24 protein-coding genes are annotated in these 24436 nt (G+C 72.6%); 12 read left to right on the top strand and 12 right to left on the bottom strand.

The features are described 5' to 3' along the window. Positions 1-12 precede the first annotated feature (12 nt). From H7A69_RS09995 to H7A69_RS09985, 3 genes are all read left to right on the top strand, one after another. Entirely contained in the window at positions 13-669 is a 657-nt protein-coding gene (locus tag H7A69_RS09995) for a GntR family transcriptional regulator (RefSeq protein ID WP_182046884.1), read from the top strand. A 73-nt stretch (positions 670-742) separates the two neighbouring features. Continuing rightward, a complete protein-coding gene (locus tag H7A69_RS09990) occupies positions 743-2254 on the top strand; it encodes an LCP family protein (RefSeq protein ID WP_182046883.1) in 1512 nt (503 codons plus the stop codon). A 26-nt stretch (positions 2255-2280) separates the two neighbouring features. Further along, positions 2281-3063 carry an endonuclease/exonuclease/phosphatase family protein gene (locus H7A69_RS09985; RefSeq protein WP_182046882.1) on the top strand — a complete coding sequence of 261 codons (783 nt, stop codon included), beginning with the start codon at positions 2281-2283 and terminating at the stop codon, positions 3061-3063. A 9-nt stretch (positions 3064-3072) separates the two neighbouring features. Here the strand turns inward: H7A69_RS09985 and H7A69_RS09980 are convergent, their stop codons facing one another. After that, positions 3073-3867, bottom strand: coding sequence for a hypothetical protein (locus H7A69_RS09980; RefSeq protein WP_182046881.1), 795 nt, complete (start codon positions 3865-3867; stop codon positions 3073-3075). 158 nt (positions 3868-4025) lie between these two features. On the opposite strand from H7A69_RS09980, the gene H7A69_RS09975 reads away from it, so the two are divergent. Continuing rightward, a complete protein-coding gene (locus tag H7A69_RS09975; RefSeq protein ID WP_411469362.1) occupies positions 4026-4952 on the top strand; it encodes an SDR family oxidoreductase in 927 nt (308 codons plus the stop codon). A gap of 80 nt (positions 4953-5032) precedes the next feature. On the opposite strand, the gene H7A69_RS09970 is transcribed toward H7A69_RS09975, so the two are convergent. Next, complete coding sequence (locus H7A69_RS09970) at positions 5033-5350, bottom strand: hypothetical protein (RefSeq protein ID WP_069711893.1); 318 nt, start codon at positions 5348-5350, stop codon at positions 5033-5035. A 152-nt stretch (positions 5351-5502) separates the two neighbouring features. On the opposite strand from H7A69_RS09970, the gene H7A69_RS09965 reads away from it, so the two are divergent. Next, positions 5503-6180 (top strand): TetR/AcrR family transcriptional regulator, encoded by a 678-nt coding sequence (locus H7A69_RS09965; RefSeq protein ID WP_069711894.1) that lies wholly within the window; start codon positions 5503-5505, stop codon positions 6178-6180. Between the two features lie 76 nt (positions 6181-6256). Continuing rightward, the gene (locus H7A69_RS09960) at positions 6257-6451 is read left to right on the top strand and encodes a DUF2795 domain-containing protein (protein WP_069711895.1); all 195 of its coding nucleotides are present in this window, start codon (positions 6257-6259) and stop codon (positions 6449-6451) included. A gap of 123 nt (positions 6452-6574) precedes the next feature. Here H7A69_RS09960 and H7A69_RS09955 read toward each other — a convergent pair whose 3' ends face one another. From H7A69_RS09955 to H7A69_RS09945, 3 genes are all read right to left on the bottom strand, one after another. Beyond that, positions 6575-8083 (bottom strand): threonine/serine exporter ThrE family protein, encoded by a 1509-nt coding sequence (locus tag H7A69_RS09955; RefSeq protein ID WP_182046880.1) that lies wholly within the window; start codon positions 8081-8083, stop codon positions 6575-6577. A gap of 73 nt (positions 8084-8156) precedes the next feature. Next, the gene (locus H7A69_RS09950; RefSeq protein WP_182046879.1) at positions 8157-8408 is read right to left on the bottom strand and encodes a hypothetical protein; all 252 of its coding nucleotides are present in this window, start codon (positions 8406-8408) and stop codon (positions 8157-8159) included. 78 nt (positions 8409-8486) lie between these two features. Continuing rightward, positions 8487-8930, bottom strand: a complete 444-nt coding sequence (locus tag H7A69_RS09945) for an OsmC family protein (RefSeq protein WP_069711898.1) — start codon at positions 8928-8930, stop codon at positions 8487-8489. Positions 8931-9052: 122 nt separating this feature from the next. Between H7A69_RS09945 and H7A69_RS09940 the strand changes: the two genes are divergently transcribed. Both H7A69_RS09940 and H7A69_RS09935 read left to right on the top strand, forming a co-directional pair. After that, positions 9053-9667, top strand: coding sequence for a DUF805 domain-containing protein (locus H7A69_RS09940; protein ID WP_182046878.1), 615 nt, complete (start codon positions 9053-9055; stop codon positions 9665-9667). Between the two features lie 40 nt (positions 9668-9707). Continuing rightward, the gene (locus H7A69_RS09935) at positions 9708-10751 is read left to right on the top strand and encodes an NAD(P)-dependent alcohol dehydrogenase (RefSeq protein ID WP_182046877.1); all 1044 of its coding nucleotides are present in this window, start codon (positions 9708-9710) and stop codon (positions 10749-10751) included. A 110-nt stretch (positions 10752-10861) separates the two neighbouring features. On the opposite strand, the gene H7A69_RS09930 is transcribed toward H7A69_RS09935, so the two are convergent. Genes H7A69_RS09930 through H7A69_RS09905 form a run of 6 tightly spaced genes read right to left on the bottom strand, consistent with a single transcriptional unit; the run spans position 10862 to position 18639 of the window. Then, complete coding sequence (locus tag H7A69_RS09930; RefSeq protein ID WP_259346172.1) at positions 10862-11563, bottom strand: GntR family transcriptional regulator; 702 nt, start codon at positions 11561-11563, stop codon at positions 10862-10864. A 13-nt stretch (positions 11564-11576) separates the two neighbouring features. Then, positions 11577-13241, bottom strand: coding sequence for an ABC transporter ATP-binding protein (locus H7A69_RS09925; RefSeq protein ID WP_182046876.1), 1665 nt, complete (start codon positions 13239-13241; stop codon positions 11577-11579). Further along, a complete protein-coding gene (locus H7A69_RS09920; RefSeq protein WP_259346171.1) occupies positions 13225-15123 on the bottom strand; it encodes a gamma-glutamyltransferase family protein in 1899 nt (632 codons plus the stop codon). Before H7A69_RS09920 ends, H7A69_RS09925 begins: the two co-directional genes overlap by 17 nt. Positions 15124-15161: 38 nt before the next feature. Then, a complete protein-coding gene (locus H7A69_RS09915) occupies positions 15162-16034 on the bottom strand; it encodes an ABC transporter permease (protein ID WP_069711902.1) in 873 nt (290 codons plus the stop codon). Beyond that, positions 16031-16984 carry an ABC transporter permease gene (locus H7A69_RS09910; protein ID WP_182046875.1) on the bottom strand — a complete coding sequence of 318 codons (954 nt, stop codon included), beginning with the start codon at positions 16982-16984 and terminating at the stop codon, positions 16031-16033. The genes H7A69_RS09915 and H7A69_RS09910 overlap by 4 nt, the downstream gene beginning before the upstream one ends. Beyond that, positions 16981-18639 (bottom strand): ABC transporter substrate-binding protein, encoded by a 1659-nt coding sequence (locus tag H7A69_RS09905; RefSeq protein WP_182046874.1) that lies wholly within the window; start codon positions 18637-18639, stop codon positions 16981-16983. The genes H7A69_RS09910 and H7A69_RS09905 overlap by 4 nt, the downstream gene beginning before the upstream one ends. Positions 18640-18952: 313 nt before the next feature. Between H7A69_RS09905 and H7A69_RS09900 the strand changes: the two genes are divergently transcribed. Beyond that, a complete protein-coding gene (locus H7A69_RS09900) occupies positions 18953-20110 on the top strand; it encodes a peptidoglycan DD-metalloendopeptidase family protein (protein ID WP_182046873.1) in 1158 nt (385 codons plus the stop codon). 32 nt (positions 20111-20142) lie between these two features. Beyond that, positions 20143-20766 carry a DNA alkylation repair protein gene (locus H7A69_RS09895; RefSeq protein ID WP_182046872.1) on the top strand — a complete coding sequence of 208 codons (624 nt, stop codon included), beginning with the start codon at positions 20143-20145 and terminating at the stop codon, positions 20764-20766. A 133-nt stretch (positions 20767-20899) separates the two neighbouring features. On the opposite strand, the gene H7A69_RS09890 is transcribed toward H7A69_RS09895, so the two are convergent. After that, positions 20900-21742, bottom strand: coding sequence for a polysaccharide deacetylase family protein (locus H7A69_RS09890; protein WP_182046871.1), 843 nt, complete (start codon positions 21740-21742; stop codon positions 20900-20902). Positions 21743-21964: 222 nt separating this feature from the next. Between H7A69_RS09890 and H7A69_RS09885 the strand changes: the two genes are divergently transcribed. Together H7A69_RS09885 and H7A69_RS09880 are read left to right on the top strand one after the other, a co-directional pair. Next, the gene (locus H7A69_RS09885) at positions 21965-23155 is read left to right on the top strand and encodes a zinc-dependent alcohol dehydrogenase (protein ID WP_069711910.1); all 1191 of its coding nucleotides are present in this window, start codon (positions 21965-21967) and stop codon (positions 23153-23155) included. Positions 23156-23183: 28 nt separating this feature from the next. Beyond that, entirely contained in the window at positions 23184-24242 is a 1059-nt protein-coding gene (locus H7A69_RS09880; RefSeq protein ID WP_182046870.1) for an NAD-dependent epimerase/dehydratase family protein, read from the top strand. The last annotated feature ends 194 nt before the right edge of the window (positions 24243-24436 follow it).

The raw sequence follows: 24436 nt of genomic DNA, 5'->3' as shown, positions 1-24436 counted from the left end.
CACGCTGGTGCCATGCCAGTCCCCTCGACGCAGCCGGCCGCCGAGCGAAAGCTCCTCCGTGACACCGTGCAGGACAAGATCCGTGCGGCGATCATGGACGGCACGCTCGAACCGGGCGAACGTCTGAACGACGACGACCTGATCGCGTGGCTCGGGGTGTCCCGGACCCCGATCCGCGAGGCCCTGGCGGAGCTGGCGCGCGCCGGGCTCATCGAGATGGCACCGAACCGCTACACCCGCGTCGCTGCGCCGACGAAGGACGAACTCCTCGACGCCTACCGCACGCTGGGCGTCATCTACGGCGGTGTCGTGCGGCTCGCGGTGCCCCGGTTCACGGCCGCGCAGCGGAAGAAGATCGTCGCGGTGCTCGACGACGTCGCCGCGCGGGTGGACGGCGAGCACATGGACGACGTGGCCCGCGAGGGGTCCGACATCTACGCCATGTGGGTCGAGGCGTGCGGCAACGCCTCGCTCGCGCAGCTGTGCCGGGGGACCACCGACGGCCTGGCGTTCAAGCTGCGCGTGCCCGAACTGACCGAGCTCGTGCCTGCCGACGTGGTCCGTCCCGAGATCGACAAGCTCCGCGCGGCCGTGCTCGCGCAGGACCCGATCGCGGCCGAGCTGGCGATGGAGGCCATCCACCTCCTGCCCACGCGCAGCGCGGACTGACCGCGCTCAGGGTCCGCGCACGACCCTCAGCGGATTCCCTGTCCGTTCCACGCTGTGCGGTTATGGTTTCCGGGTGAGCATCGAACCCGAGCAGACGACGCGCCGTGCACGCCGCGGCCACGTGCCGCCGCGCCACGGGCGCCAGAAGCGCGGGGGCGGGATCGTCCTCCCCGCGATCGCCGGCGTGCTGACGATGGGCCTGGTCCTGATGGGTGGCTACGCCGCGGCGGCCTTCACGAGCCTGAACAACGGCGTCACGAAGATCGACGCGATCGCTCCGCGGTCGCAGGGCGACCACGACGTGGACGGCACGGCGCAGAACATCCTGCTCGTCGGTGACGACCACCGGCCGGACAACGCGACGCCCGAGCAGATGGCGGAGCTGAGCACGACCAGCGACGGCGGTGCGACCAACACCGACACGATGATCGTCCTGCACATCAACGCCGACGGCACGCAGGCGACGATGATCTCCTTCCCGCGCGACTCGTACGTCGACATCCCCGGCGTCGGCAAGGGCAAGCTCAACAGCGCCTTCTACTACGGCACCCTCAACGGCGGTGGCGACACCGGCGGCGCGAAGCTGCTCATCCAGACGATCCAGGACCTCAGCGGCCTGTCGATCGACCACTACGTGCGGGTGTCCCTGCTCGGCTTCTACCAGGTGGTCAAGGAGCTCGGGCCGGTCGAGGTGTGCCTGAACGAGGCGGTGAACGACCCGTACTCCGGGGTCGACCTGCCCGCCGGTACCTCGCAGCTCGACGCCAAGCAGGCGCTCTCGTTCGTCCGCCAGCGGCACGGCCTGCCGAACGGCGACCTCGACCGCAACGTCCGCCAGCAGTACTTCCTGTCGCAGGAGGCCCGCAAGGTGCTCTCGGCGGGCACCCTCCTCAACCCGATCAAGATGAACGCGATCCTCAGCGCGGTCGGCGGGTCGATCCAGACCGACACCGACCTGGTGTCCCTGGCGACGCAGATGCGCGACCTGCGTCCGGGCAACATCCAGTCGGCGACGATCCCCACCCTCGGGACGCCGACCATCACCGTGAACGGCTCCGCGCTGTCCATCGTCCAGGTCGACACGGTCGGCATCCCCGCGTTCGTGCAGGGCCTGGTCGGTGAGCCCGAGGAGTACACGAAGGCCACCGCCGCCGCGCCGGCGTCCACGACCGTGACGGTGCTGAACGGCAGCGGGGTCGAGGGTGCCGCGGCCACCGCGAGCGCGAACCTGACCGCGCGGGGCTTCCAGGCCGGTGCCCCCGGCTCCTCGGAGACGACGAAGACCACCCAGGTGCAGTACCCGGCGGGGCAGGAGGCACAGGCCAAGGCCGTCGCCGCCGTCGTGCCCGGTGCGGTCGCGGTCCGGTCGACGACGGTCACCGGCGTGACCCTGGTGCTCGGGTCGGACGGGAAGACCGTGAGCGCTCCGGCCCCCGCCGGCGGTGCCTCGTCGGCACCGGCGGACGGCGGGACGCAGGACGCGGCACCCGCGACACCGAAGGACGACGGGTCGAAGTCGTCCGAGCCGAAGCCGAGCTCGACCGACGTGAAGACGTACGGCAAGGAAGGCGTCTGCATCAACTGACGGGGCTCGACGGGTAGGTTCGACCGGTGAGCCACGTCGCGCGTCCGATCACCCTGATGACCTACAACGTGAAGAACCCGGATCCCCGCCACGACTGGCCCGCACGGCTGCCGCTGGTCCTGGACATCATCCGGCGACACGACCCGGACGTGCTGTGCGTCCAGGAGGCGTTCGACCACCAGATGGACGCGCTACGCGCCGGGCTGCCGGACCACGGCGACGTCGGCCAGGGGCGCGAGGGCGGCACCGCCGGCGAGCACGCGGCCGTCTTCTTCCGCCGCGACCGCCTGCGCCCCGTCGACACGGGCACGTTCTGGCTGTCGGACACCCCGGACGAGCCGGTGTCGAACACCTGGGGCAGCCTGTACCCCCGCGTCGCGAACCACGCGCACTTCGTCGACGTCGACGGCGGGGCCTTCACGCTCCTGACGTCGCACTTCGACCACGAGGAGAACGACCACGGCGACGAGGTGCGTCGACGCAGCGCGGCCCTGGTCGTCGAGCGGCTGCGGTCGGTCGAGGGTCCGGTGGTGTTCGCGGGCGACTGCAACGAGCCGGCTGGACAGGGGCCGGCGTGGCAGGTCTTCGCCGACGCCGGGTACGAGGACGCCTGGGCCGTCGCGGGCGATCCCGACGACCGCACCGCGTCCTTCAACGGCTGGCAGGCGCCGGTCGACTCCGGGGAGCGCATCGACTGGGTGCTGACCCGCGGTGGTGTCGAGGTGGAACGGGTCGTGATCGACCACGACGGTCCGGAGACCTGGGCTGCGAGCGACCACTTCCCCGTGGTCGCAACCCTGCGCGTCTGAGGACGAGCGTCAGCAGGAGCGACGGGCGTGCACGGGCATCGGAGCGCCGATGACCGTGACCTCGGTGTCGTCCGTCAGCGCGGACACGCCGTTCGAGCCCTGCTCGTCGTCGCCGTCGCCGTGGCGCTCGTCGGCGTGGGTGTCGGCGTCGGCGTCGTGCTCGGACCGGGGCCCGTCGTCGTCCGACGCCTCCCACCCGGGCTCGAGCAGCAGCTGCCACGCGCGCGCGTCGCCGGAGCCGTAGGACTCCTTGTCGGCGGCCGGGGCGTCGTGCAGCTCGTCCGCGACGTCGTCGCCCACCTGCACGCCGCCGGGCCCGGTGAGCTCGACGCGGCTCCCGATGCGGGTGCGCACCGAGGACTTCAGCACGCGGATCTCGACGGCGTTGCCCACCGCGGCCGGGGTCCGCAGCGCGGCGACGCGGATCGCGCCGCCCCACGTCGAGGTGGTGCCGGCAGGGAAGCACGCGCCCCCGTCTCCGGCGGCGGTCTGCGTGCGGGACGGTGTGCCGAGCAGGCGGCCGAGCAGGTCCACCGTCGACCGCGAGTCGCGCATGGAGACGTCGGCGACGGTGTCGTCACCGTCGCGGAAGACGAGGGACTCCGCGTCGAGCTCGATCGAGTCGACCCGTCGGAGTTCGCGGTTGGTGACCTGCACGGCGGGTCGAGACGACACGAGGTCGCTGCGGTCCTCGGCCGCGGACGCCGGCGACGCGGCGACGATCCCGCTCGCGTCCGCACCCACGGTGCCGACGACGGCGGCGAGCACGGCGGTGCCGATCGCGAGCGCAGGACGGAGGTTCACCACTCGACCGTACGACCTCCCGACTGCTCGGACGACAGGTGTTACCGAATCGCAGCCCGGTCGTCACGTGTTCGTGACCTCGGGGACACGTCACGTCGGCACCGCGGGGGACACCCGGCTGGACGGCGGGAACGAACGGGGTGCGTACCGTCCAGGCCATGACGGAGCAGCAGAACGACCAGGGCGGCATCGACCAGTACACGATGCAGGACCCCACGAAGATGTACGCCGACAAGAAGCCCGACGAGCAGTACCTGCCGGGTGCCGGCACCGACGAGGAGATGGCGGAGAACGTCCCCGCGGACCACGGTGAGGACACCTACCGCGGCTCGGGTCGCCTGACCGGCCGCAAGGCACTCGTCACCGGTGGCGACTCCGGCATCGGTGCCGCCGTGGCGATCGCCTACGCCCGCGAGGGTGCCGACGTCGCGATCGTCTACCTCCCCGAGGAGCAGGAGGACGCCGACCGCATCGTCGGGCTCATCGAGGCCGCCGGTCGCACGGCCGTCGCGATCCCGGGTGACATCAAGGACCTCGCGTTCTGCGAGCAGGCCGTCCAGCAGGCCGTCGACGGCTTGGGCGGCCTCGACATCCTCGTCAACAACGCCGGCAAGCAGCAGAACGTCGACGACATCACGAAGATCTCCGACGAGGAGTTCGACGAGACCTTCAAGACGAACGCGTACGCCACGTTCCGCATCACGAAGGCCGCGGTCCCGCACCTGCAGCCCGGCTCGACGATCATCAACACGACGTCCATCCAGGCCTACGCGCCGTCCCCGCACCTCGTGCACTACGCCGCCACCAAGGCGACCGTGAACAACATGGCGAAGGGCCTCGCCGCGCAGCTCGCGCCGAAGGGCATCCGCGTCAACGCCGTCGCGCCGGGGCCAATCTGGACCCCGCTGCAGCCGGCCGGTGGCCAGCCGCCGGAGGCGCTGCCGTCCGCGGGCGAGGAGACCTACCTCGGCCGCTGGGGCCAGCCCGCCGAGCTCGCGCCGGCGTTCGTGTTCCTGGCGAGCGGCGAGTCGTCCTACGTGGTCGGCGAGACGCTCCATGTCGACGGCGGCATGCCGACCCCGTGAGCCGGGTCGCCTGACGCGCGCACGCCGCAGATGGACGGGAGGCACGGTGCCAGCTGGCACCGTGCCTCCCGTCCGTCTTCTCAGCAGGCGACGGACCGCGCCATCCGCTCCAGCAGTTCGCGCGCGGACATCGCCGCGGTGAGCTCGACCTCGACCGGGTTGATGCCGACCGCGCGCTCGAAGGCCCGCCGCCGGGCCTGGTCGGCGACGGGGACCTCCGGGCGCTGCGGCAACCCGGCGATCGCCCGAGCCGCGGCGTCGAAGGCGCCCTCGGGCGCGCCGAGTTGCTGCCACATCGTCCGGACGTCGTGCGCGACCTGTTCGTCGTCGCCGCCGAACTCGTAGCCCGCCGACGCCATGGTGGCGAGTCCCTGTGCGATGGGGTCCTCCGGGTGCATCCCGGCATGGTCGCACGGAACCCCGACGAGGTGCTGCGGGGACGGTCGTTGTCCCCCGACATGCTGACACCCGGACCGGGGCTGCTGTGTCCCCCGTGTCTGCGGTTTGATGGGTGAGCGGACAGGACGTCCGCAGCACGACGGAGGGCACGATGCTCGAACACACCAGTGCGGACACGCAGGCGGCAGCCGCCGCGGCCGCCACCCTGCACCTGCGGATCACGATCGTCGGGGCGACCGTCGACCTGCTGCGTGACGTGCCCTTCCACGAGGCGCACGCCGGCATGGTCGCCGACCGGATGGACATCACCGTCGACGAGCTGCACCAGCACTTCCCGTCGTGGGACGGTCTCGTGCTCGCGGCCCTCGACCGGTGGAACGGCAACCGGATGGACGAGGTCACCCGCGAGGTCGGCGGCGGCCCCACGGTCGACCTGCTCCGGGCGATCGTGGCCTCGAACGCCGAGGACCCGGCGCTCATGCGGCTCCTCGTCGCCCTGCTGTCCGTCGCCGGGAACCCCGCGCACCCGATGGCCACGTACCTGCGCTCGCGCTACCAGCTCTTCACGTCGCAGATCCGTCGCGGCCTCGAGCACGACATCGCCGTCGGTCGGGCGCCCCACACGATGGACCCGCGCCGCGGTGCCGAGCAGCTCATCGCGCTCTACGAGGGGCTGCAGCTGCAGGCCATGCTCCGCTCGGACCTCGACCTCGTGCCCGCCTTCGACCGTGCGGTGGCGCGGCTCGAGCGCGGGTGGATGGAGCGGTACGAACCGCAGGCCGCAGCCCGCTTCTCGCGGTGGAGCGACGGCGGCAGCTGGGAGATCTGAGCCGGGGGACGCACTCGCCCGGCCGGTGCGCAGGACCTCCGGCGTACTGCTGGACGCTCCGAGCGAAGGAGCCGACATGGCAGCACCGAACCCGATCCAGGTCCAGAAGTACCTCAGCGGCATCGACTACCCCGCGTCGAAGGACGACATCGTCGCGACCGCCGAGAAGGAGAGCGCACCGGACGACGTCCTCGAGGCCCTCAAGGGCATCCCGGACGGCGACTACGACGCGCCGACCGCGGTGACGAAGGCCGTCTCCGACGCGAACTGATCCGCGGAGCCCCGCGTCCTGTGGGGCCCGAGCGGTCCGAGACTCGGGCTGAGCGACGTTCCTCGTGCCGATCCGGCCGAGGGCGGTCGCCCAGCCCGAGTCTCGTGTCCGGTCCTTCGGCCGCTAGCGCGGGCGGTGTCCGCGCGGGACGGTGCCGTTGCCCGGGTCGTAGCCGGTCCCGCGCAGCACCGGGATCGCGGTCGTGTCGTTGTGGACCGAGTGCACCGTGACCCGCCGTGCCCGCCGCAGTGCCCGTCGGGCCCCCGGGGTCGCGACGAGGCCGCCGAGCACGAGCCCCGCGCCGATCCCCAGGGCGACGGACACGGCCGCCACGAAGTCGAGCGCGGCACCGGACGAGCCGGACATGAAGTTGAGCAGGGCGTTCGACACGGCGACACCGGGCAGCAGGGCACCGCAGAACGCCGGCACCGCGATCGCCGCCACCGCCGTCCGCATCCGCGCCGCCGCGATGGTGGACAGGACGCCGAGCAGCACCGACGCCACGAAGGTCGCCCCGAGGAGCGGCATGCCGAGGTGCCGGAGCTCCCACAGGAACGCACCCGCCGCGACCGAGAAGACCACCGCCACGGGGATGACCCGCGCGCTCGCCTGCTGCACGAAGCAGTTCGCCGCCGCGGACACGACGGTCAGCGACAGCGACGCCCAGAGCGGCAGCGGGCGCAGGACGATCCCGGTCGGGTCGACCTCGATGCTGAGCCAGTGCAGCACCGCGATGCCGGCCGGGACACCGACCACGATCGCGGCGATCACGAGCACGATGTAGAACGCCCGGGCCACCGCCATCGACCGGAACCCGGAGATCGCGTCCTGGGCCCAGGTGACGAGGGACACGTGCGGCAGGAGCAGGACGACCAGGGCCGCCACCATGGTCGCCGCACCGGTCGCCGTGAGCACGTCGCCCCAGATGGCCAGCGTGCCGAGTGCCGAGGCGACCGCCGCCTGGGCGCCGGAGACGAAGAACTGCGGGAAGCCCCGCCCGGTCAGCCAGCGGCCCGACACGATGATGCCGAGCATGAGCACGAACGCGCCGACACCCGCGCGCCAGCCGCCGCCGGCCTGCATCGCGATCGAGGTGCCGAGCACGGACAGCCCGACGTCGGCGAGCCACGTCGGCCACCGTGGCGGCATCCGGAGCACCGCGACCAGGGCGCTCACCGCGCTGGTCATGTCCCGGACGCCGTGCACGAGGTCGTCCACGATCTGGTTCGCCCGTGCCAGGCGGTCGAGGTCGGAGCCGTCGGACTGCACCGTACGGACCTTCACCAGCGGCGGGTGGTCGGACGGGGCGTACTGGATCGTCACCGAGCTGCCCGAGAAGTCGAGGTCGAGCGGGGCGAGGTTCCACTTCGTCGACACGGCGACGACGGCGGTCTCGACGCTGCGGGTGTCCGCGCCCGAGGCCAGCATCACCTCGGCCAGGTCGAGGCAGAAGTCGACGATCTGCACGGGCGAGTACTGCTCGCGCGACCGGGTGTCGGGGGTCACGTCCTCGTAGATCGTGCCGCGGAGCCGCGCTCGGGCGTCGCGGATGTCGTGCTGCGCGAGGTTGCGGACGCCTGGCCGCGGGGGGCGTCCGGGCCGTGGGACACCCGGGAGGAACTGCTCGGCCATCCGTCCATGGTGCCAGCCGCTCGGCCGTGAGCCCGGACGTCGGCTGGACGCGTCCGGTGGTCGTCCCGAGCGGTCAGCGGCGGCGGACGCTGAGCCGGCCGCCGGCGAACGCGGCGACCACGGCGCCGACCAGCACGAGGACCGGGCCGACGACGAGCTGCCACGGACGCGTGCCCGGGACGAAGGCGTCGTGGGACAGTGGTGCGTAGGCGAACCAGCCGAACGAGGGCGCCGGGGCGGTCACGACGAGCAGGACGCCGACGACGGCCACGAGGACCCCCGTCCACAGGACGACGTGGGTCGGTGTGCGGAAGGGGCGGCGCATGTGCCCACGGTACCGACGGACGGACGGGAGGCGCGGTGCCAGCCGGCACCGCGCCTCCCGTCCGTCTGCTGGTGACGACTACTGCTCGAAGGTCGCCTTGAGCTCGATGTCGACGCCGGTCAGGGCCTTCGAGACCGGGCAGGTGGCCTTGGCCTCGTCGGCGGCCTTGAGGAAGGCGGCCTCGTCGATGCCGGAGACCTCGCCGTTGACGGTGAGGGTGATGCCGGTCAGCTTGAAGCCGCCGTTGTCCTTGTCCGGGCCGAGCGAGACGTCGGCCTTGACATCGAGGGCCTCGACGGTGCCGCCGGCCTCGCCGAGGATCGCGGAGAACTGCATCGCGTAGCAGGCCGAGTGGGCTGCGGCGATGAGCTCCTCGGGGCTGGTGGCGCCGCCGGCCTCGTCGGCCGCGCGCTTCGGGAAGGAGACGTCGTAGGTGCCGACCTTGGAGCTGGACAGTTCGACCTGGCCGGAACCGTCGTTGAGGCCGCCGTTCCAGGCGGTGCGTGCGGTGCGCGTGGGCATGGCCGCTCCTTTCGTGTGGGGGTCCGGCCCGCTGCGGGCCGACGTGTCGTAGTCAATCGGAGAACGCTCGTTCTCGCAACCGGCTCACGGGGAAGACGCAGGTCTGCCCTACGATCGGGCACGTGGGGGACAGGGGCGAGGTGCTCGACCAGGGGCCGGTCGACGTCGGGGCGCGCCCGGTCGTCGCGTGGCTGCGGTTCTGGACGCAGGGGTGGCGCTTCCACGGGCGGGCGAGCCGTTCCGAGTACTGGTGGGTCCTGCTCCTCGAGGCCCCCGTGGCGCTCGGCGTCGGGTGGCTCCTGCAGCGCGCCGGTCTCGCGTCGCACTGGACGCTCTCGGCCGACCCGTTCGGGATCGTCCCGGCGCCGCAGGTGACGTTCCGGCTGGTGTCCTCGGAGCACTCGTGGTGGGGGATCGGAGCGGGCCGCGACGTCCGTCCGTCCGGGTGGGACCTCGCCGTGCTGGCCGGGCTCGCGCTGACGTTCGTCCCGCGGTGGTCCCTGCTCGTCCGGCGACTGCACGACCGCGACCACAGCGGGGCGTGGATCCTGCTCATGGTGTGCCTCGGGCCGTTCGGCGCGCTCGTGCTCGCCGTGATGGTGCTGCGATCGTCGCGGCCGAACGGGGCGCGGTTCGACCGGGGGTTGTTCGCGGGGCGGAGGGATGCTCCCTGGTCGTCGACAGCGGTGTCCGCGCCTGCGCCGGAGCCTCCATCCGAGCGACACGTGTCGTCCTGAGCGACGGGCGTAGTCTGGATCACGTCGAAGGAGGACACCCATGCACGCCGTCGTGTTCGAGCAGTACCAGACGTTCCCCGTCCTGACCGAGGTCGAGAAGCCCGTCCCGGGCCCGGGGGAGGTGCTCCTCAGGGTCGCCGGCGCAGGAGCCTGCCACTCCGACGTCGCCGTCTACCGCGAGTTCCGGGAGGGGCAGCCGGGCGCGCAGGTCCCCGGGTTCGTGCTCGGCCACGAGAACTCCGGCTGGGTCGAGGCCGTCGGTGACGGCGTCTCCGGGTTCACCGAGGGCGACGCGTACCTCGTGTACGGGCCGGTCGGCTGTGGGCACTGCTCGTACTGCTCGAAGGGGCAGGACACCTACTGCGAGAACGCCGCGACGAACCCGTACGCGGCCATCGGCCTCGGGCGTGACGGGGGCATGGCGGAGTACGTCACGGTCCCGGCGCGCAACCTCGTGCCGCTCGGCGACGCCGACCCGATCGCCGCGGCTCCGCTCAGCGACGCGGCCCTGACGCCGTACCACGCGATCAAGGCCGCGCTGCCGAACCTGGCCGGCGGCGGACGACACGTGCTCGTCGTGGGTCTCGGCGGTCTCGGACAGATCGCGGTGCAGATCCTGACGGCGCTCACCGGCGCCACGGTCATCGCGATCGACACCAAGCAGGACGCCATGGAGCGGGCGGCTGCCCGTGGCGCGGTCACCGTGCCCGCGGGGCCCGACCAGGCCGCTGCGATCCGCGAGCTCACCGGCGGGAAGGGCGTCGACGCGGCGTTCGACTTCGTGGGCGCGACGCCGACGATCGCGACGGCGAAGGCCTCGATGGCGATCGGCGGTCGGCTCACGGTCGTCGGGATCGCCGGTGGGACCGTCGAGTGGAACTTCTTCTCGACGCCGTACGAGTCGACGATCACGAACACCTACTGGGGCACGATCGAGGACCTGCACGAGGTCGTCGCGATGTACCGGGCGGGGCAGATCGAGCCCGACGTCGAGCGGTTCGCACTGCGCGACGCGCTCGAGGCGTACCGGAAGCTCGAGGCCGGCGAGCTGTCCGGTCGCGCGGTGGTCGTCCCGACGCTGTAGCGGCGGGCGCGGCGCGGCCCGGCCCGAGGCTCGGCTGGGCGGACACTTTCGCGGCCACCGGGCCACGAAAGTGTCCGCGGGCGCGAGCCTCGGCCGCGCGGGCCGGCGCGTCAGACCGCGGGGCCGGCCTCGCGCAGGGCGTCGGCCTGCTCGGGGGAGGAGCGGGCCGCGTAGCCGATGCGGCTCTCGCGCACGTGCCACGCCATGCGCTCAGCGGCCCCGTCCACGTCGCCCGCGTCGATCGCGGCGAGGATGCGCCGGTGGTCGGGCCAGAGCCGCTTGCCGCGCGAGAAGGTGTCGAGCGCGTAGAGCCACTCGATCTTCCGCGACAGCTGCCGGAGCAGGGTCGCGAGCGTGGCGCTGCCGGACAGCTCGGCGACGAGCAGGTGGAAGCGCTCGTTCAGGTCGACGAGCTGGTCGAGGTCCTCGCGCTCGACGGCGGCGTCGCCCGCGTCGAGGACGGCGCCGAGCTCCCGGCGGACCCGCCACCAGTCCTCGGGCGGGGTCGCCTGGTCGAACAGGGTGCGGGCGCGGGTGGCGGCACGGCGGGCCGTCGCGGTCTCGAGCGACTCGCGCACCGCGAACAGGTCGTCGGCCTCGTCGAACGGGATGTCGGCGATCCGGGAGCCGACGTTCGGACGGGACACGACGAAGCCCTCGCCCTCGAGCCCGCGCAGCGCCTCGCGCACCGGGACCCGCGAGACGCCGTAGCGGTCGGCGAGGAACGCCTCGGTCACCCGGGTCCCCGGCTGGAGCACGCCGGCGACGATGTCGAGGCGGATGGCGTCGATGACACTCGTCCCGTTCAGCACGCTGCCGATCGTCTCACGCGGCCGCCTCGGCGAGACGCTTCCCGGGGATGGCGTCGAGCAGGTCCTTCGTGTACTGCTCCTGCGGGTCGTCGAACACCGCCGCGACACTGCCTCGTTCGACCACCTCGCCGCGACGCATCACGACGACGTCGTCCGCGATCCGGCGGACCACCCCGAGGTCGTGCGTGATGAACAGGTAGCTCAGGCCGAGCCGGTCCTGCAGGTCGTCGAGCAGCGTCAGGATCTGCTCCTGCACCAGGACGTCGAGCGCCGAGACCGCCTCGTCGAGGATGATGAGCTCCGGCTCGAGCGCCAGCGCCCGGGCGATCGCCACGCGCTGCCGCTGCCCGCCGGACAGCTCGTTCGGGCGGAGCTGCGCCACGGACCGGGGCAGCGCGACCTGGTCGAGCAGCGTCGCCACCCGCTCGGTGCGCGAGGCCCGGTCGCCGATCCCGAACACCCGGAGCGGCTCGTCGATGATCCGCTCGATCGTCGAGGTCGGGTCGAGCGAGCCGTAGGGGTCCTGGAACACGGGCTGCACCCGCCGTCGGACGTCCCGCCGCTCCCGTCCCCGTGCGCTGCCGATCGACAGCCCGTCGACGAGGGCACTGCCCGAGGTGGGCGTCTCGAGCCCGAGCACGACGCGGGCGACGGTCGTCTTGCCGGAACCGGACTCGCCGACGACGGCGGTCGTCGTGCCGCGGCGGACCGTGAAGGACACCCCGTCCGCGGCGCGGAGCGTGCCGGCACCGCGGCCGCGGAGCCGGTACTCCTTCACCAGGTCGGTCACGACGAGGATCGGCTCGCCGGCCGCGACCGGCTCTGGTGCGACCCCGGACAGCGCGGGCGCCGCCGCGATGAGCCGCTTCGTGTACTCGTGCTGCGGGTCGCGGAGGATCGCCTCGGGCGCACCCTGCTCGACGATCTCGCCGTCGAGCATCACGACGACGCGGTCGGTCCGGTCCGCGGCGACGCCGAGGTCGTGCGTCACGAACAGCAGCGTCGTGCCGTGCTGGTCCACCAGGGTCTGCAGGTGGTCGAGGATCTGCCGCTGCACCGTCACGTCGAGCGCGCTCGTGGGCTCGTCGGCGATGAGCAGCTCCGGCTGCCGGGCGAGGGCCACCGCGATGAGGATGCGCTGCCGCATGCCGCCGGAGAACTCGTGCGGGTACTGGTCGGCCCGTCGCCCTGCTTCGGGGATGCCGGCCTCCGTCATCAGGGCGATCACCCGTTCGCGGAGCGCCGCGCGTCCGCGCAGCCCGCCGGCCCGCAGGGCGTCCGCGATCTGTGCACCCACCCGCATCGAGGGGTTGAGGTTCGTCGACGGGTCCTGCGGCACCAGTCCGATCCGTCCGCCCCGGACGCGGCGCATGAGCGGTTCGTCGGCGTGGGCGATGTCGTCGTCGCCGAGCCGGATGTCCCCGCCGGTGATGTGGCCGGCACCGGGCAGGAGCCGCAGCAGCGCGGCGATGAGCGTCGACTTGCCGGAGCCCGACTGCCCGACGATCGCGACGCGCTCGCCGCGGCGGACGTCGAGGTCGATGCCGTGCAGCACCTCGCGGTCGCCGAACGCGACCCGCAGGTCGCGCACGGACAGCAGGTGGTCGGCTCCGGTGTCGGACGGGAGGCGCGGCTCGGCCCCGGTGGTGGTGGTCACGTTCTCAGCGTCCTGCGGCATAGCCCTGTGCTCCTCGCGGGTTGGCGGCGGCGCCCAGGACGCCGGTGTCGGGGTCGCGCGTCACGCACGACAGGCGGCCGAGCGACCAGTCGCCGGCGCGGGTGACGACGTGGCCGAGCTCCTCGAGCCCGGTGATGACGTCGTCGCCCAGTCGGTCCTCGACGACGAGGCCGCCGGGGGTCCAGGTGCGGGGCCAGAACGACCCCGGGAACGACGTCGTGTGCAGAGCGGGGGCGTCGATCGCCTGCTGCGGGGACCACCCGCCGACGATCGTGCGCAGCAGGTAGAGCAGCTGCCACTGGTCCTGCTGGTCGCCGCCAGGTGACCCCATCGCCACGACCGGTTCGCCGTCCCGCAGGACGAGCGTCGGGGTGAGCGTCGTGCGGGGGCGGGCGCCGGGGGTGAGGGTCGTCGCCGTGCCCTCCTCGAGCCAGGTCATCTGCAGGCGGGTGCCGAGGCAGAACCCGAGCTCGGGGATCGTCGGGGACGACTGCAGCCACCCGCCGGACGGCGTGGCGCTGACGATGTTGCCCCAGCGGTCGACGACGTCGATGTGGCACGTGTCGCCCCGGGTCTCGCCGGTCTCCATCACGATCGGCTCGCCGCGGTCCTCGTGGTCGGGTGCGTCCTCGGCGGGTGCGGCCACGGCCTGACCGCGTGCTCCCGGGACCGTGGGCTCCCCGACGCCGGCGACCGGTCCGCCGCGGGGCGTGTACGACTCGCGGAGCGGCGGCAGCGCCCCGCCGGGCACCGAGACCGTCCCCGGGCGGAGCTCGTGCGAGGCGCGGTCGCCGATGAGCGCCCGCCGCTCGGCGGAGTAGGCGTCGGACAGCAGCTCGTCCATCGGGACGTCGCCGTCGCCGTAGTACGCCTCGCGGTCGGCGAGCGCGAGCTTCTGCGCCTCGGCGATCGTGTGCGCGCCGAGGACCGTCGAGGGGTCGAGCCGCTCGTCGTCGAGCGGTTCGAGCAGCCGGAGGGTCTGCAGGAGCGCCGGGCCCTGACCCCACGGTCCGGTCTTGGCGATGGTGTGCCCGCGGAACTCCGCGGTCGTCGCGGGTTCGGTCGTCGCCCGGAACGCCGCCATGTCCGACGCCCGGATCACGCCCGCGTGGTCGGTGCCCGACGCGTGCCGGTGCGGGTCGCGCACGAAGCGGTCGACGGCCTCGGCGACGGAGCCCTCGGCCCACTCGGTGCGGGCGGCCTCGATGCGCGCGACGCGCGCATCGCCGTCGTCCCCGTCGACACCGGACCCGGCCTGCACGAGCCGCTCCAGCACGGCGGCCCACGCCTCGTTGCGCACCATGGTCCCGGGGACCGGCACCGAGCCTCCCGGCAGCCACCGCTCGGCGGAGGACGGCCAGTGCTCCCGGAACAGGTCCTGGACCGTCGCGATCGTGGCGACCACCCGGGGTGCGACGGGGTGGCCGTCACGGGCGTAGCCGACGGCGGGGGCGAGCACGTCGGCGAGCTCCCAGGTGCCGCGCTCCGCGAGGAGCAGGAACCAGGCGTCGACGGCGCCCGGGACGGCGGCCGCGAGGGCACCCGATCCGGGCACCAGGTCGAGCCCCTCGGCACGGTAGTGCTCCGGCGTCGCTCCCGCGGGGGCGGGGCCCTGACCGACCAGGACGGTCGGGGTCTTCCCCTCGGCGGTCGCGTACACGGCGGTCATGTCGCCGCCCGGACCGTTGAGGTGCGGTTCGACGACGTGCAGGACGAAGGCACCGGCGACGGCGGCGTCGAAGGCGTTGCCGCCGCGCTCGAGGACCGACTGCGCCGTCGCGGTGGCGATCCAGTGCGTCGACGCGGCCATGCCGAAGGTGCCCTGCAGGTCCGGCCGGGTGGTCTCGGTCGGCGGTGCGGTGAAGGCGGGGTTGGTGCTCATGGTGCTGGTGCTCCTCAGCGGTGTTCTCGGCGGTGTTCTCAGCGGTCCGATGCGGTGGGGTCGAGGGCGTCGCGCAGGGCGTCGCCGAACAGGTTGAAGCCGAGGCAGATGACCGCGATCGCGACGCCCGGCACGACGGCGGCCCACGGGGCCTGGCCCAGGTACTGCTGCGCGTCCGAGAGCATGATGCCGAGGCTCGCCGTCGGCGGCTGGATGCCGAGGCCGAGGAAGGAGAGCAGGGCCTCGCCGATGACCGCGACCGGCATGATCACGGTCGCCTGCACGATGATCGCGGAGACGCAGTTCGGCAGCACGTGCTGCAGGATGATCCGCGCGCCGCCGGCGTCGAGGGTCTTCGCGCTCGTCACGAAGTCGGCGCTGGTGATCCGGAGCGTCTCGCCGCGGACGATGCGGATCATCGCCGGGACGTGCGAGATGCCGATCGCGATGACGGCGTTCGTCAGGCTCGGACCGCTGATCGCCGCCAGGCCCACCGCGAGGATGAGGAACGGGAACGCGAGCGCGACGTCGGTCAGGCGGCTGATGATCGCGTCGAGCCAGCGCCAGTACCCGGCGAGCAGGCCGAGCGGGGTGCCGACCACGACCGCGAGGAGCACCGACAGCACGCCCACGACGAGCGAGACCTGGATGCCGTAGAGCGTCCGGGAGAGGATGTCGCGACCGAGGTCGTCGGTGCCGAACCCGAAGCCGACGGTGAAGGGCACCTGGAACGGCAGGTCGAAGTGGGTCGCCGTCGGGTCGTGCGGGGCGACCAGCGGCGCCGTGATCCCGGCGAGCACGACGACCGCGAGCATGATGCCGCCGGTCATGCCGAGCCGGTTCGTCCGGACCTGCTTCCAGATCCGGCCGCGACTCGAGCCGAGGTCGAAGGGGGCGGTGATGGTGGTCATGCGGTTCCTCCGACGCGGATCTTCGGGTTGATGACGGAGTACAGGACGTCGACGGCGAAGTTGATGAGGACGTAGCCGAGGGTGATGACGAGCACGACGGCCTGGATGACCGGGTAGTCACGGGTGAAGACGGCGTCGAGCGTGAGCTTGCCGAAGCCCGGCAGCGCGAAGATGCGCTCCGTGACGACGGCGCCGGAGATCAGGCCACCGAGCTGCAGGCCGACGATCGTCACGACGACGATCATCGAGTTCCGCAACCCGTACCGGAACAGCACCCGCGGACGGCTCAGGCCCTTCGCGCGGGCCGTCCGGACGAAGTCGGTCTTCATCGTCTCGATCATCGACGCCCGGGTCTGCCGCATGATCACGGCGGCGAGCGAGGTGCCGAGGATGAGGGCCGGGAGCGTCAGGTGGTGCAGGGCGCCGACCGGGTCGCTCGTCACCGGCACGTAGCCGGACGCCGGGAACCAGCCGAGGCCGGCGGCGAGCCACACGATCGCGAGGATGCCGAGCCAGAAGTTCGGCACGCTCAGGCCCACGAGCGCGGCGGCGTTCGCCATCCACTCGGGCCAGCGGCCGCGGTAGCGCTCGGCGAGGGTGCCGAGGGCGACCCCCACGACGACCGCGACGACGATCGCGTAGAGCGCGAGCCACAGCGTGACCGGCAGGGTCGCGCCGAGGAGCTCGGTGACGGGCGTGCCCGTCCGGGTGGACTGGCCGAGGTCCCCCTGCAGCGCGTTGACGACGAAGCGCCAGTACTGCACGAGCAGGGAGTCGTCGAGGCCGAGGTCGGCGCGGACGGCGGCGAGCCGTTCGGGGCTCGCCTCCTCGCCGGCCAGGGCCAGCGCGGGGTCGCCCGGCAGCTGCCGGACCCCGAAGAACACCACGATCGAGGCGAGGACGAGCGTGAGCGCCGCCTGCCAGAGCCGGGTCAGGACGTACCGGATCACTTGTCGCCGCCTTCCACGAACGCCGCCTGGCTGAGTCGGACCACGCCGTCGGCGTAGGTGGAGACACCGGCGACGTCCGTGCTGACGCCGGTGATGCTGCGGGTCCGGTAGAGGTAGATGATCGGGTCGTCCTGCTGCACCTTCGTGACGAGCTGGCCGTACAGGTCGGCGCGCTCCTGCTGGTCGGTGGCCTGCGCCGCGCGACTGATCAGGTCGTCGACCTCGGGGTCGCTGTACCCGGGGTAGTTGTTGCCGCCGCCGGTGCCGAGGAACGAACCGATGTTGCCGTGCGGGTCGACGCGGCCCGACCAGCCGAGCTGCAGCGCCTGGAAGTCGCCGCGCGTCTGGTCGTCGAGCAGGGTCGTGTACTCGACCGGGGTGATCGTGATCGCGAAGCCGCCGGCGCGGGCCTGCGCCTGCAGGGCCTGGGCGAACCGGACCGTGTCGGGGGTGTTCGTCACCTCCATCTCGATCGGGAAGGGCTGCTCGACGCCGGCCTCCTCGAGGAGCTCCTTCGCCCGCTCCGGGTCGTACGCCGGGCACGCCTTGCTCGCGTCGGTCGCGAAGGCACTCGTGTCCGGGATCGGGGAGCAGGCGACGTCCGCCCAGCCGCGGAAGACGCTCTGCACGAGCTCGCCGCGGTTGATCGACATCGACAGGGCCTGGCGGACCTTCCGCTGGGTGGCGAGCGGGGTGTCGAGGGGCTTCGGATCGGTGCCGACACCGTCCTGGTTCGCGAGGTTGATCGTGATGCCCTGGTACCCGAGCGAGCCGGTGCGCAGGACCTCGAGGTCCTTCCGCTTCATCAGCTCGTCGACGTCCTGCGTCGAGATCGTGTCCGCGACCTGGACGTCCCCGGACTTCAGGTTCTGCGCGCGGATGCTGGCATCGGTGATGATCCGGTAGGTGATGCGGTCGAAGTGCGCGCTCGCCGGGTCGTGGTACATCGGGTCGCGCTCGACGGCGATCGAGGTCTGCGGCACCCGCTCGACGAACTTGTACGGGCCGACGCAGACCGGGGCGTCGCCGAAGCCGTCGCCCTCCTGCTCGAGGGCGGTCGGCGACATGACCATGCCGGCCCGGTCGGCGAGCGCCGCGGTGATCGGGGCGAACGGCGTGCTGTAGTGCAGGCGGACCGTGTGGTCGTCGACCGCCTCGATGCCCGTGACGGGACCCATCTCGCTCTTCCGGCTCGAGTCGTCCTTCGTCAGGTTCCGCTCGAGCGTCGTCACGACGGCGGCCGCGTCGAAGGGTGTGCCGTCGGCGAAGCGGTAGCCGTTGTGGACCGGGAACGTGACGGTCTTCCCGCCGTCGGAGACCGTCGGCAGCTCGGTCGCGAGCATCGGGACCACCGTGCCCTCGGCATCGATGTCGTAGAGCTTCTGGCACATCGTCTCCATGACGTACCGGGTGTAGAGCGACGACGACGTGGTCGGGTCGAGCCGGTCCGGTTCGGCGGAGAGCGCCATCACGAGGTCACCGCCCTCGCGGACCTGGCGGTCGCCGATCGCGACGGTGGTGACGGTGCCGGCCGTGGCGCCGCCGGCCTTCGAGCGTTGGACCGGGACGCACGCCGTGAGGGCGAGCGTGGCGGCCAGGGCGACGGCGGGCAGCGCGAGCAGTGTCCGGCGGCGTCGAGCGGGGGAGTTGGACATCGTGTTCCTGGAGCGTGCGGTGTGCGTGGCGGCTCTTGTGGAGCCGCGCTCAGGAGTGCGGTGATTGCATACAATCACGCCTGCTCACTCCGTTTTGTACACAGTCTGTTTCCATCGTGTAACAGATGAGGCGATCCGCCGGCCGCTGCTACCCCCGGAACTGGGGAGAACGGATGTCGCCCGCGGCCTTGTCTCCTGCCGCTGGCCGGGTGACCATCGTTCGGCGGCCCGGACAGGGCGGGCTGCCGTCACGTGGCCACCAGGCCACGACCCGTCATCCACGGGACCACACCGATCAGGGGAACCTCCTTCCGTGCGCAGCAGCATCACCCGACGGCTCGCAGCCGTCGTGGCGGCGATCGCCGTCACCCTCACTGGCAGTGTCGTCGCAGCCGCCCCGGCCCAGGCGGCGGTCACGTACGTCGGCTCCGTGAAGGCCAACACCTTCCTCAACCCGGGTGACTCGCTCACCTCCCGCAACGGGCAGTTCCAGTTGGTCATGCAGGGCGACGGGAACCTGGTCGAGTACGGGATCGGCAAGAGGGTGCTGTGGGCATCCGGTACCTCGACGGCGGGGTCGAGTGCCGTCGTCAACCCCGACGGCCGGCTCACCATCGTCCGTTCCGGGAAGCTCATCGCCCGTTGGGGAGCGGAGGGCCGAGTCGGCAAGCAGCTGCAGATCGGCTCCGAGGGGGTCATGACCTCGCTCGACACGTCGGGCGGCATCGTGTGGCAGGCGCTCACCTTCCAGGACCGCGTGGCCGCGGGGTCGGTCATCGCCTCGGGTTCCGCGCTCCAGTCCGACGGGAGCGGGAGCCGCAAGCTCACCATGCGGACCGACGGCAACCTCGTGCAGACCGTCAACGGTGCAGCGGTGTGGAACTCGGGCACCGGCGGTCACCCGGGCGCCTACGCGGCCGTGCAGACCGACGGGAACCTCGTCGTCTACGGTCCCGACAAGGTCGCCCTCTGGGCTTCCCACACCAGCCGTGCGGGCGCCGGGCAGCTGCTCGTGCAGGTCGACGGCAACGTGGTGCTCTACGGCAAGGCCGACACCCGCGTCTGGTCGACCCGCAAGGTCACGGGGCTCGCCTGGCCGGTCGTCGGCACCAAGATCTCCGGACGCTTCGGCGACGACCGCGGCGCCGGACACGTCCCGCGCTACCACCAGGGTTCGGACGCGCCCGTGCCGGTCGGCACCCCGGTGTACGGCTCCGGGGCCGGCACCGTGACCTCCGTCGTGACGAACAACGCCTCGTACGGCAACTACATCGTCGTGACCTACGGCATGACGACGGTCCTCACGGCGCACCTCAGCGCGATCCAGGTGACGAAGGGGCAGATCGTCCAGTCGAGCACCCAGATCGGCAAGTCCGGCAACACCGGGCAGTCGACCGGGCCGCACGTGCACGTGGAGGTCCGGCAGGGGAGCACCCTCATCGACCCCCTGACGGTGCTGAAGTTCCGCTGACCCGTCCGGTCCGGACGGCTAGCCTGGTCGCGATGGACACCCGCGACGCCGAGGCCGTGCTCGCCGCCTTCGCCCGCACCCCCGGCGACGTCGCGGGTGCACGCCGCGTCGCACGGCAGTTCGCCGACCTCGACGCTGGCGAGCGCTCGGCCCTGCTCTGGAGCGAGGACCCGGGGGCGCGGCTGGTGGCCGTCGTGCTGCTCGTCCAGGCGATGCGCGCCCACCCGAATCCGGAGCTGACCGAGGAGTACCTCGCCGCCGCGAAGGCCGAACGGTTCGGCGACCCGGTCCTCGCCGACATCGCCGCCGAGGAGCTCGTCGGGGCGCCGCTCGTCGGCGGTTCGACGGGGCAGCTGTTCGCCCTCGCCAAGTCCGACGTGGCGATGGTCCGTCGGGTCGCGGCCGTCGCGACCCTGGCGTTCGTCAAGCAGGGCGACGCCGAGGTGCCGCTCGCGATCGCCGGCCGGCTCGTCCGGGAGCGCAGTGAGACCGTGCAGTCCGCCCTCGGGTGGGTGCTGCGCGAGACCGGGAAGCGGGCGTCGGAGCCCGCGCTCGTGGCGTTCCTCGAGCGCCAGGGACGGTTCCTGTCACCGGCGGCGCGCGCGACGGCGACCGAGCACCTGCCCGCGGCCGAGCGCGACCGCCTGCGCGGCTGACGCGAGCGCACCTGCGCAGGCTCCGCGGCCCGCGAGACGCAACGGGAGCGACTGCTCGCAGCGGTACCGCACTGCGAGGAACCGCCGACGTTGCGTTTCGCGGCACGAGCACGCGGACGGGTACCGCGACGGCTCAGCGCGAGAAGACGTCGTCGAGCGTGTACGTCGCCAGGTGGCGCTCCTCGAGCAGGGCGTGCAACCGCGGCAGGGCCCCGATGGTGCCCGGGAAGTTCGCGTGCCCGATCACGATGTGCGCCGGCTGGAACCACTGCTCGGCGAACCCGACGATCTGGTCCGGGGAGATGTCGCCCGAGTCCGCGAGCGTGCCGTACCAGAGCAGCGGGGTCGTGTAGCCGACCGCCGCCGCCGCACGGTCCACCCGGGCGTCGTGGTACCCGAAGGGCGGCCGGAAGTACGGGCGCGCATCGACGCCGAAGGTCCGCTCGAGGAACTCGTGGTTCCGAGTGAGCTCGTCCTGGATCGCCTGGTCGCTCAGCTTCGTCAGCGCCGGGTGGTCCCACGTGTGGTTGCCGAGCTGCACCTGCCCGGACTCGACGAGCGGGCGGAGCAGGTCGGCGTGCTCGGTCCACGCGGGCCGGTCGCCGTTCACGAAGAACGTCAACCGCGTGCCGGTGGCCGAAGCGGAGCGGGCGTAGGCGGCGACGACGTCCGCGGACGCCCCGTCGTCGACCGTCCACGCGATCCCGGGGGTACCGGCGGGAAGGGCGGTCACGGTCCCCGCGGGCAGGGGGACGCGGGTGAGCGCGGGCCGCGTCGGTGTCGGGGTGGGGGTCGACGTCGCCGTCGGTGTCGGCGCCGGTGTCGGCGTCCCCGTGGCGGTGGCCGTCGGGAGAGTGGTCGCCGAGGCGGTCCGCCCCGCGGGTCGGCTGCCGGTCGAGCACGCGGCGAGCACCCCCGTCGCGAGGGCGCCGGTCGCGCCGGCGAGGAGTGCGCGTCGGGTGGTGCCGTGGTCCATCGGTCCCAGCGTTGCCGAGCCCGGGGATCCGCACATCGGCGGACGGGCTGACCCCCGGTGGCCGACCGGCCACCGGCGCGGACGGGAGGCCCGCCCCACCGCCGCCGCCGCAGCGCGCTGCGGACGGGGCTGGGAACGCACCACGGGGCGGGCGCGTAGCGAGGAGGTCACGCGAGTCGTGCCTCCCGGCCGGCTCGGAAGCGACCACGAGAGGAACGCGACGTGCGCGCACTGACCTGGCAGGGCACCGAGAAGGTGTCCGTCGAGACCGTCCCCGACCCGACCATCCAGGAGCCGACCGACGCGATCGTGCGGATCACCTCCACGGCGATCTGCGGCTCCGACCTGCACCTGTACCGGGTCCTCGGCCCGTACATCGACAAGGGCGACGTCCTCGGCCACGAGCCGATGGGCATCGTCGAGGAGGTCGGCTCGGCCGTCACGAACCTCAAGGTCGGCGACCGCGTCGTCGTCCCCTTCAACATCTCCTGCGGCCACTGCTGGATGTGCCAGCACGGCTTCCAGTCGCAGTGCGAGACCACCCAGGTGAAGGAGTACGGCACCGGTGCCTCGCTCTTCGGGTACACGAAGATGTACGGCCAGGTCCCCGGCGGCCAGGCCGAGTACCTGCGCGTGCCGCACGCCGACTACGGCCCCATCAAGGTGCCCGACACCGGTGCCGACGACCAGTGGCTCTTCATGAGCGACATCATCCCGACCGCGTGGCAGGCCGTGCAGTACGCCGAGGTCCCCGAGGGCGGCACGCTCGCGGTGCTCGGCCTCGGCCCGGTCGGCCAGTTCGCCGCGCGCATCGGCAAGCACCTGGGCTACCGCGTGCTCGCCGTCGACCCGGAGCAGGTCCGTCGCGACCTCGGCGCGAAGCACGGCATCGAGGTGTTCGACCTCGACGACGACATGGTGTCGAAGCTGATCGACCTGACCGACGGGCGCGGTCCGGACGGTGTCGTCGACGCGGTCGGCATGGAGGCGCACGGCAACCCCGTCGCCGGGTTCGCCCAGCGCGCGGCCGGGCTGCTGCCCGACAAGCTCGCGCAGAAGGCGATCGAGACCGCCGGCGTCGACCGGCTCGCAGCCGTGCACGCGGCGATCGACCTCGTCCGCCGTGGTGGCACGGTGTCGCTGTCCGGTGTCTACGGCGGCATGGCCGACCCGATGCCGATGATGACCCTGTTCGACAAGCAGATCACGATCCGCGAGGGGCAGTGCAACGTCCGCCGCTGGGTCGACGACCTCATGCCGCTCGTGTCCGACCCCTCGGACCCGCTCGGCACCCTCGACCTGACCACCCACCGGGTGGCGCTCGAGGACGCCCCGCACATGTACTCCGTCTTCCAGAAGAAGGAGGACGGCTGCATCAAGGTCGTGCTCGACCCCTCGATGGCCGCGGCGTGACGGGCGACCGGTCGGGACTGGTGCGCTGATGCGCGTCGTCGTGGTGGGTGCCACCGGCAACGTCGGCACCGCCGTGCTGCGGCGGCTCGCCGCGGCACGGCTCACCGGTGACGGCCGGGCGGGCGACGAGGACGGCCTGCAGGTCGTCGGCGTCGCCCGCCGCCTGCCCGACGCGCGCGTCGCACCCTACGACGTCGCCGAGTGGCGCGCCGTCGACGTCGGGGCACCGCGGGCGGTCGACGAGCTCACCGCGGCGTTCCGGGGCGCGGACGCCGTCGTGCACCTGGCGTGGGCGCTCCAGCCGACGCACGACATCCCCGCGCAGCACCGGACGAACGTCACCGGCACGGCGAACGTGCTCGAGGCCGTCGCCCGCACCGGGGTCGGGCAGGTCGTCGTCGCGTCGTCGGTCGGCGCCTACCGCGGCGTCGACGTCGACGGGAAGCGCACGCCGGTCGACGAGTCGTTCCCGGCGACGGGCATCCCGACGGCGACGTACTCGATCCACAAGGCCGAGAACGAGCGGGCGATGGACGCGTTCGAGCGCGCCCACCCCGAGGTCGTCGTGACCCGGCTCCGCCCCGGCCTGGTGTTCCAACGCGGGGTCGCCGCCGAGCTCCGCGGGCTGTTCCTCGGCCACCTCGTGCCGATGTCGATCGTGCGGTGGGTCCGCTGGGCGGTCCTGCCGCTCCCGCTGCCGTTCGTGTTCCAGGCCGTGCACGCCGACGACCTGGCGGACGCGTTCTGGCGGACGATCGACCGACGGGCCGCGGGCGCGTTCAACATCGCGGCGACCCCCGTGCTGACGCCGCCGCGGATCGCACGGGCCCTCGGGATGCTCGGCGCCGTGCGGATCCCGCTGCGGCTGCTCCGCGGGATCGTCACGCTCACCTGGCGGCTCCGGCTCCAGCCGACCGACGCCGGGTGGCTCGACATCGCCGCGGGGGTGCCGATCATGCGGACCGACCGGGCCCGGAGCGAGCTCGGGTGGGAGCCGCGGCACACGGCGGACGAGGCACTGCGCGAGCTCGTGGGCGGGTTCGCGGACGGCGCGAACGTGGAGGCGTCGGGGCCGCTGCGCGGCTGAGGCGGGGCCCGGGCGGCAGCGGTTGCGGGCGGTCGTTCCGGGCGTCAGTGGTGGCCCTCGCATGCCTGGTCGTTCCGGGCGTACCCGGAGGTTCCGGGCGTACCCGGTCGATCCGTTCGACCAGGGACGCCCGGACCCACCTGACATCGCGGGTGTGCTGGGAAGGAACGGGCGCGTTACGATCCCGACGAGGG

The sequence above is a fragment of the Curtobacterium sp. ME26 genome (assembly GCF_903970945.1).
GTDB lineage: Bacteria > Actinomycetota > Actinomycetes > Actinomycetales > Microbacteriaceae > Curtobacterium > Curtobacterium citri.
The sequence above is the reverse complement of the archived record's forward strand: the minus strand, read 5'-3'. Positions and strand labels throughout refer to the sequence as shown.

Excerpts from the sequence above, each read along its gene's own strand:
- H7A69_RS09925 (WP_182046876.1), bottom strand. The coding sequence starts at position 13,241 with ATGCCGCAGGACGCTGAGAACGTGACCACCACCACCGGGGCCGAGCCG.
- H7A69_RS09950 (WP_182046879.1), bottom strand. The coding sequence starts at position 8,408 with ATGCGCCGCCCCTTCCGCACACCGACCCACGTCGTCCTGTGGACGGGG.
- H7A69_RS09945 (WP_069711898.1), bottom strand. The coding sequence starts at position 8,930 with ATGCCCACGCGCACCGCACGCACCGCCTGGAACGGCGGCCTCAACGAC.
- H7A69_RS09960 (WP_069711895.1), top strand. The coding sequence starts at position 6,257 with ATGGCAGCACCGAACCCGATCCAGGTCCAGAAGTACCTCAGCGGCATC.
- H7A69_RS09995 (WP_182046884.1), top strand. The coding sequence starts at position 13 with ATGCCAGTCCCCTCGACGCAGCCGGCCGCCGAGCGAAAGCTCCTCCGT.
- H7A69_RS09890 (WP_182046871.1), bottom strand. The coding sequence starts at position 21,742 with ATGGACCACGGCACCACCCGACGCGCACTCCTCGCCGGCGCGACCGGC.
- H7A69_RS09935 (WP_182046877.1), top strand. The coding sequence starts at position 9,708 with ATGCACGCCGTCGTGTTCGAGCAGTACCAGACGTTCCCCGTCCTGACC.
- H7A69_RS09955 (WP_182046880.1), bottom strand. The coding sequence starts at position 8,083 with ATGGCCGAGCAGTTCCTCCCGGGTGTCCCACGGCCCGGACGCCCCCCG.
- H7A69_RS09905 (WP_182046874.1), bottom strand. The coding sequence starts at position 18,639 with ATGTCCAACTCCCCCGCTCGACGCCGCCGGACACTGCTCGCGCTGCCC.
- H7A69_RS09880 (WP_182046870.1), top strand. The coding sequence starts at position 23,184 with ATGCGCGTCGTCGTGGTGGGTGCCACCGGCAACGTCGGCACCGCCGTG.
- H7A69_RS09970 (WP_069711893.1), bottom strand. The coding sequence starts at position 5,350 with ATGCACCCGGAGGACCCCATCGCACAGGGACTCGCCACCATGGCGTCG.
- H7A69_RS09915 (WP_069711902.1), bottom strand. The coding sequence starts at position 16,034 with ATGACCACCATCACCGCCCCCTTCGACCTCGGCTCGAGTCGCGGCCGG.
- H7A69_RS09975 (WP_411469362.1), top strand. The coding sequence starts at position 4,026 with ATGACGGAGCAGCAGAACGACCAGGGCGGCATCGACCAGTACACGATG.
- H7A69_RS09965 (WP_069711894.1), top strand. The coding sequence starts at position 5,503 with ATGCTCGAACACACCAGTGCGGACACGCAGGCGGCAGCCGCCGCGGCC.
- H7A69_RS09895 (WP_182046872.1), top strand. The coding sequence starts at position 20,143 with ATGGACACCCGCGACGCCGAGGCCGTGCTCGCCGCCTTCGCCCGCACC.
- H7A69_RS09920 (WP_259346171.1), bottom strand. The coding sequence starts at position 15,123 with ATGAGCACCAACCCCGCCTTCACCGCACCGCCGACCGAGACCACCCGG.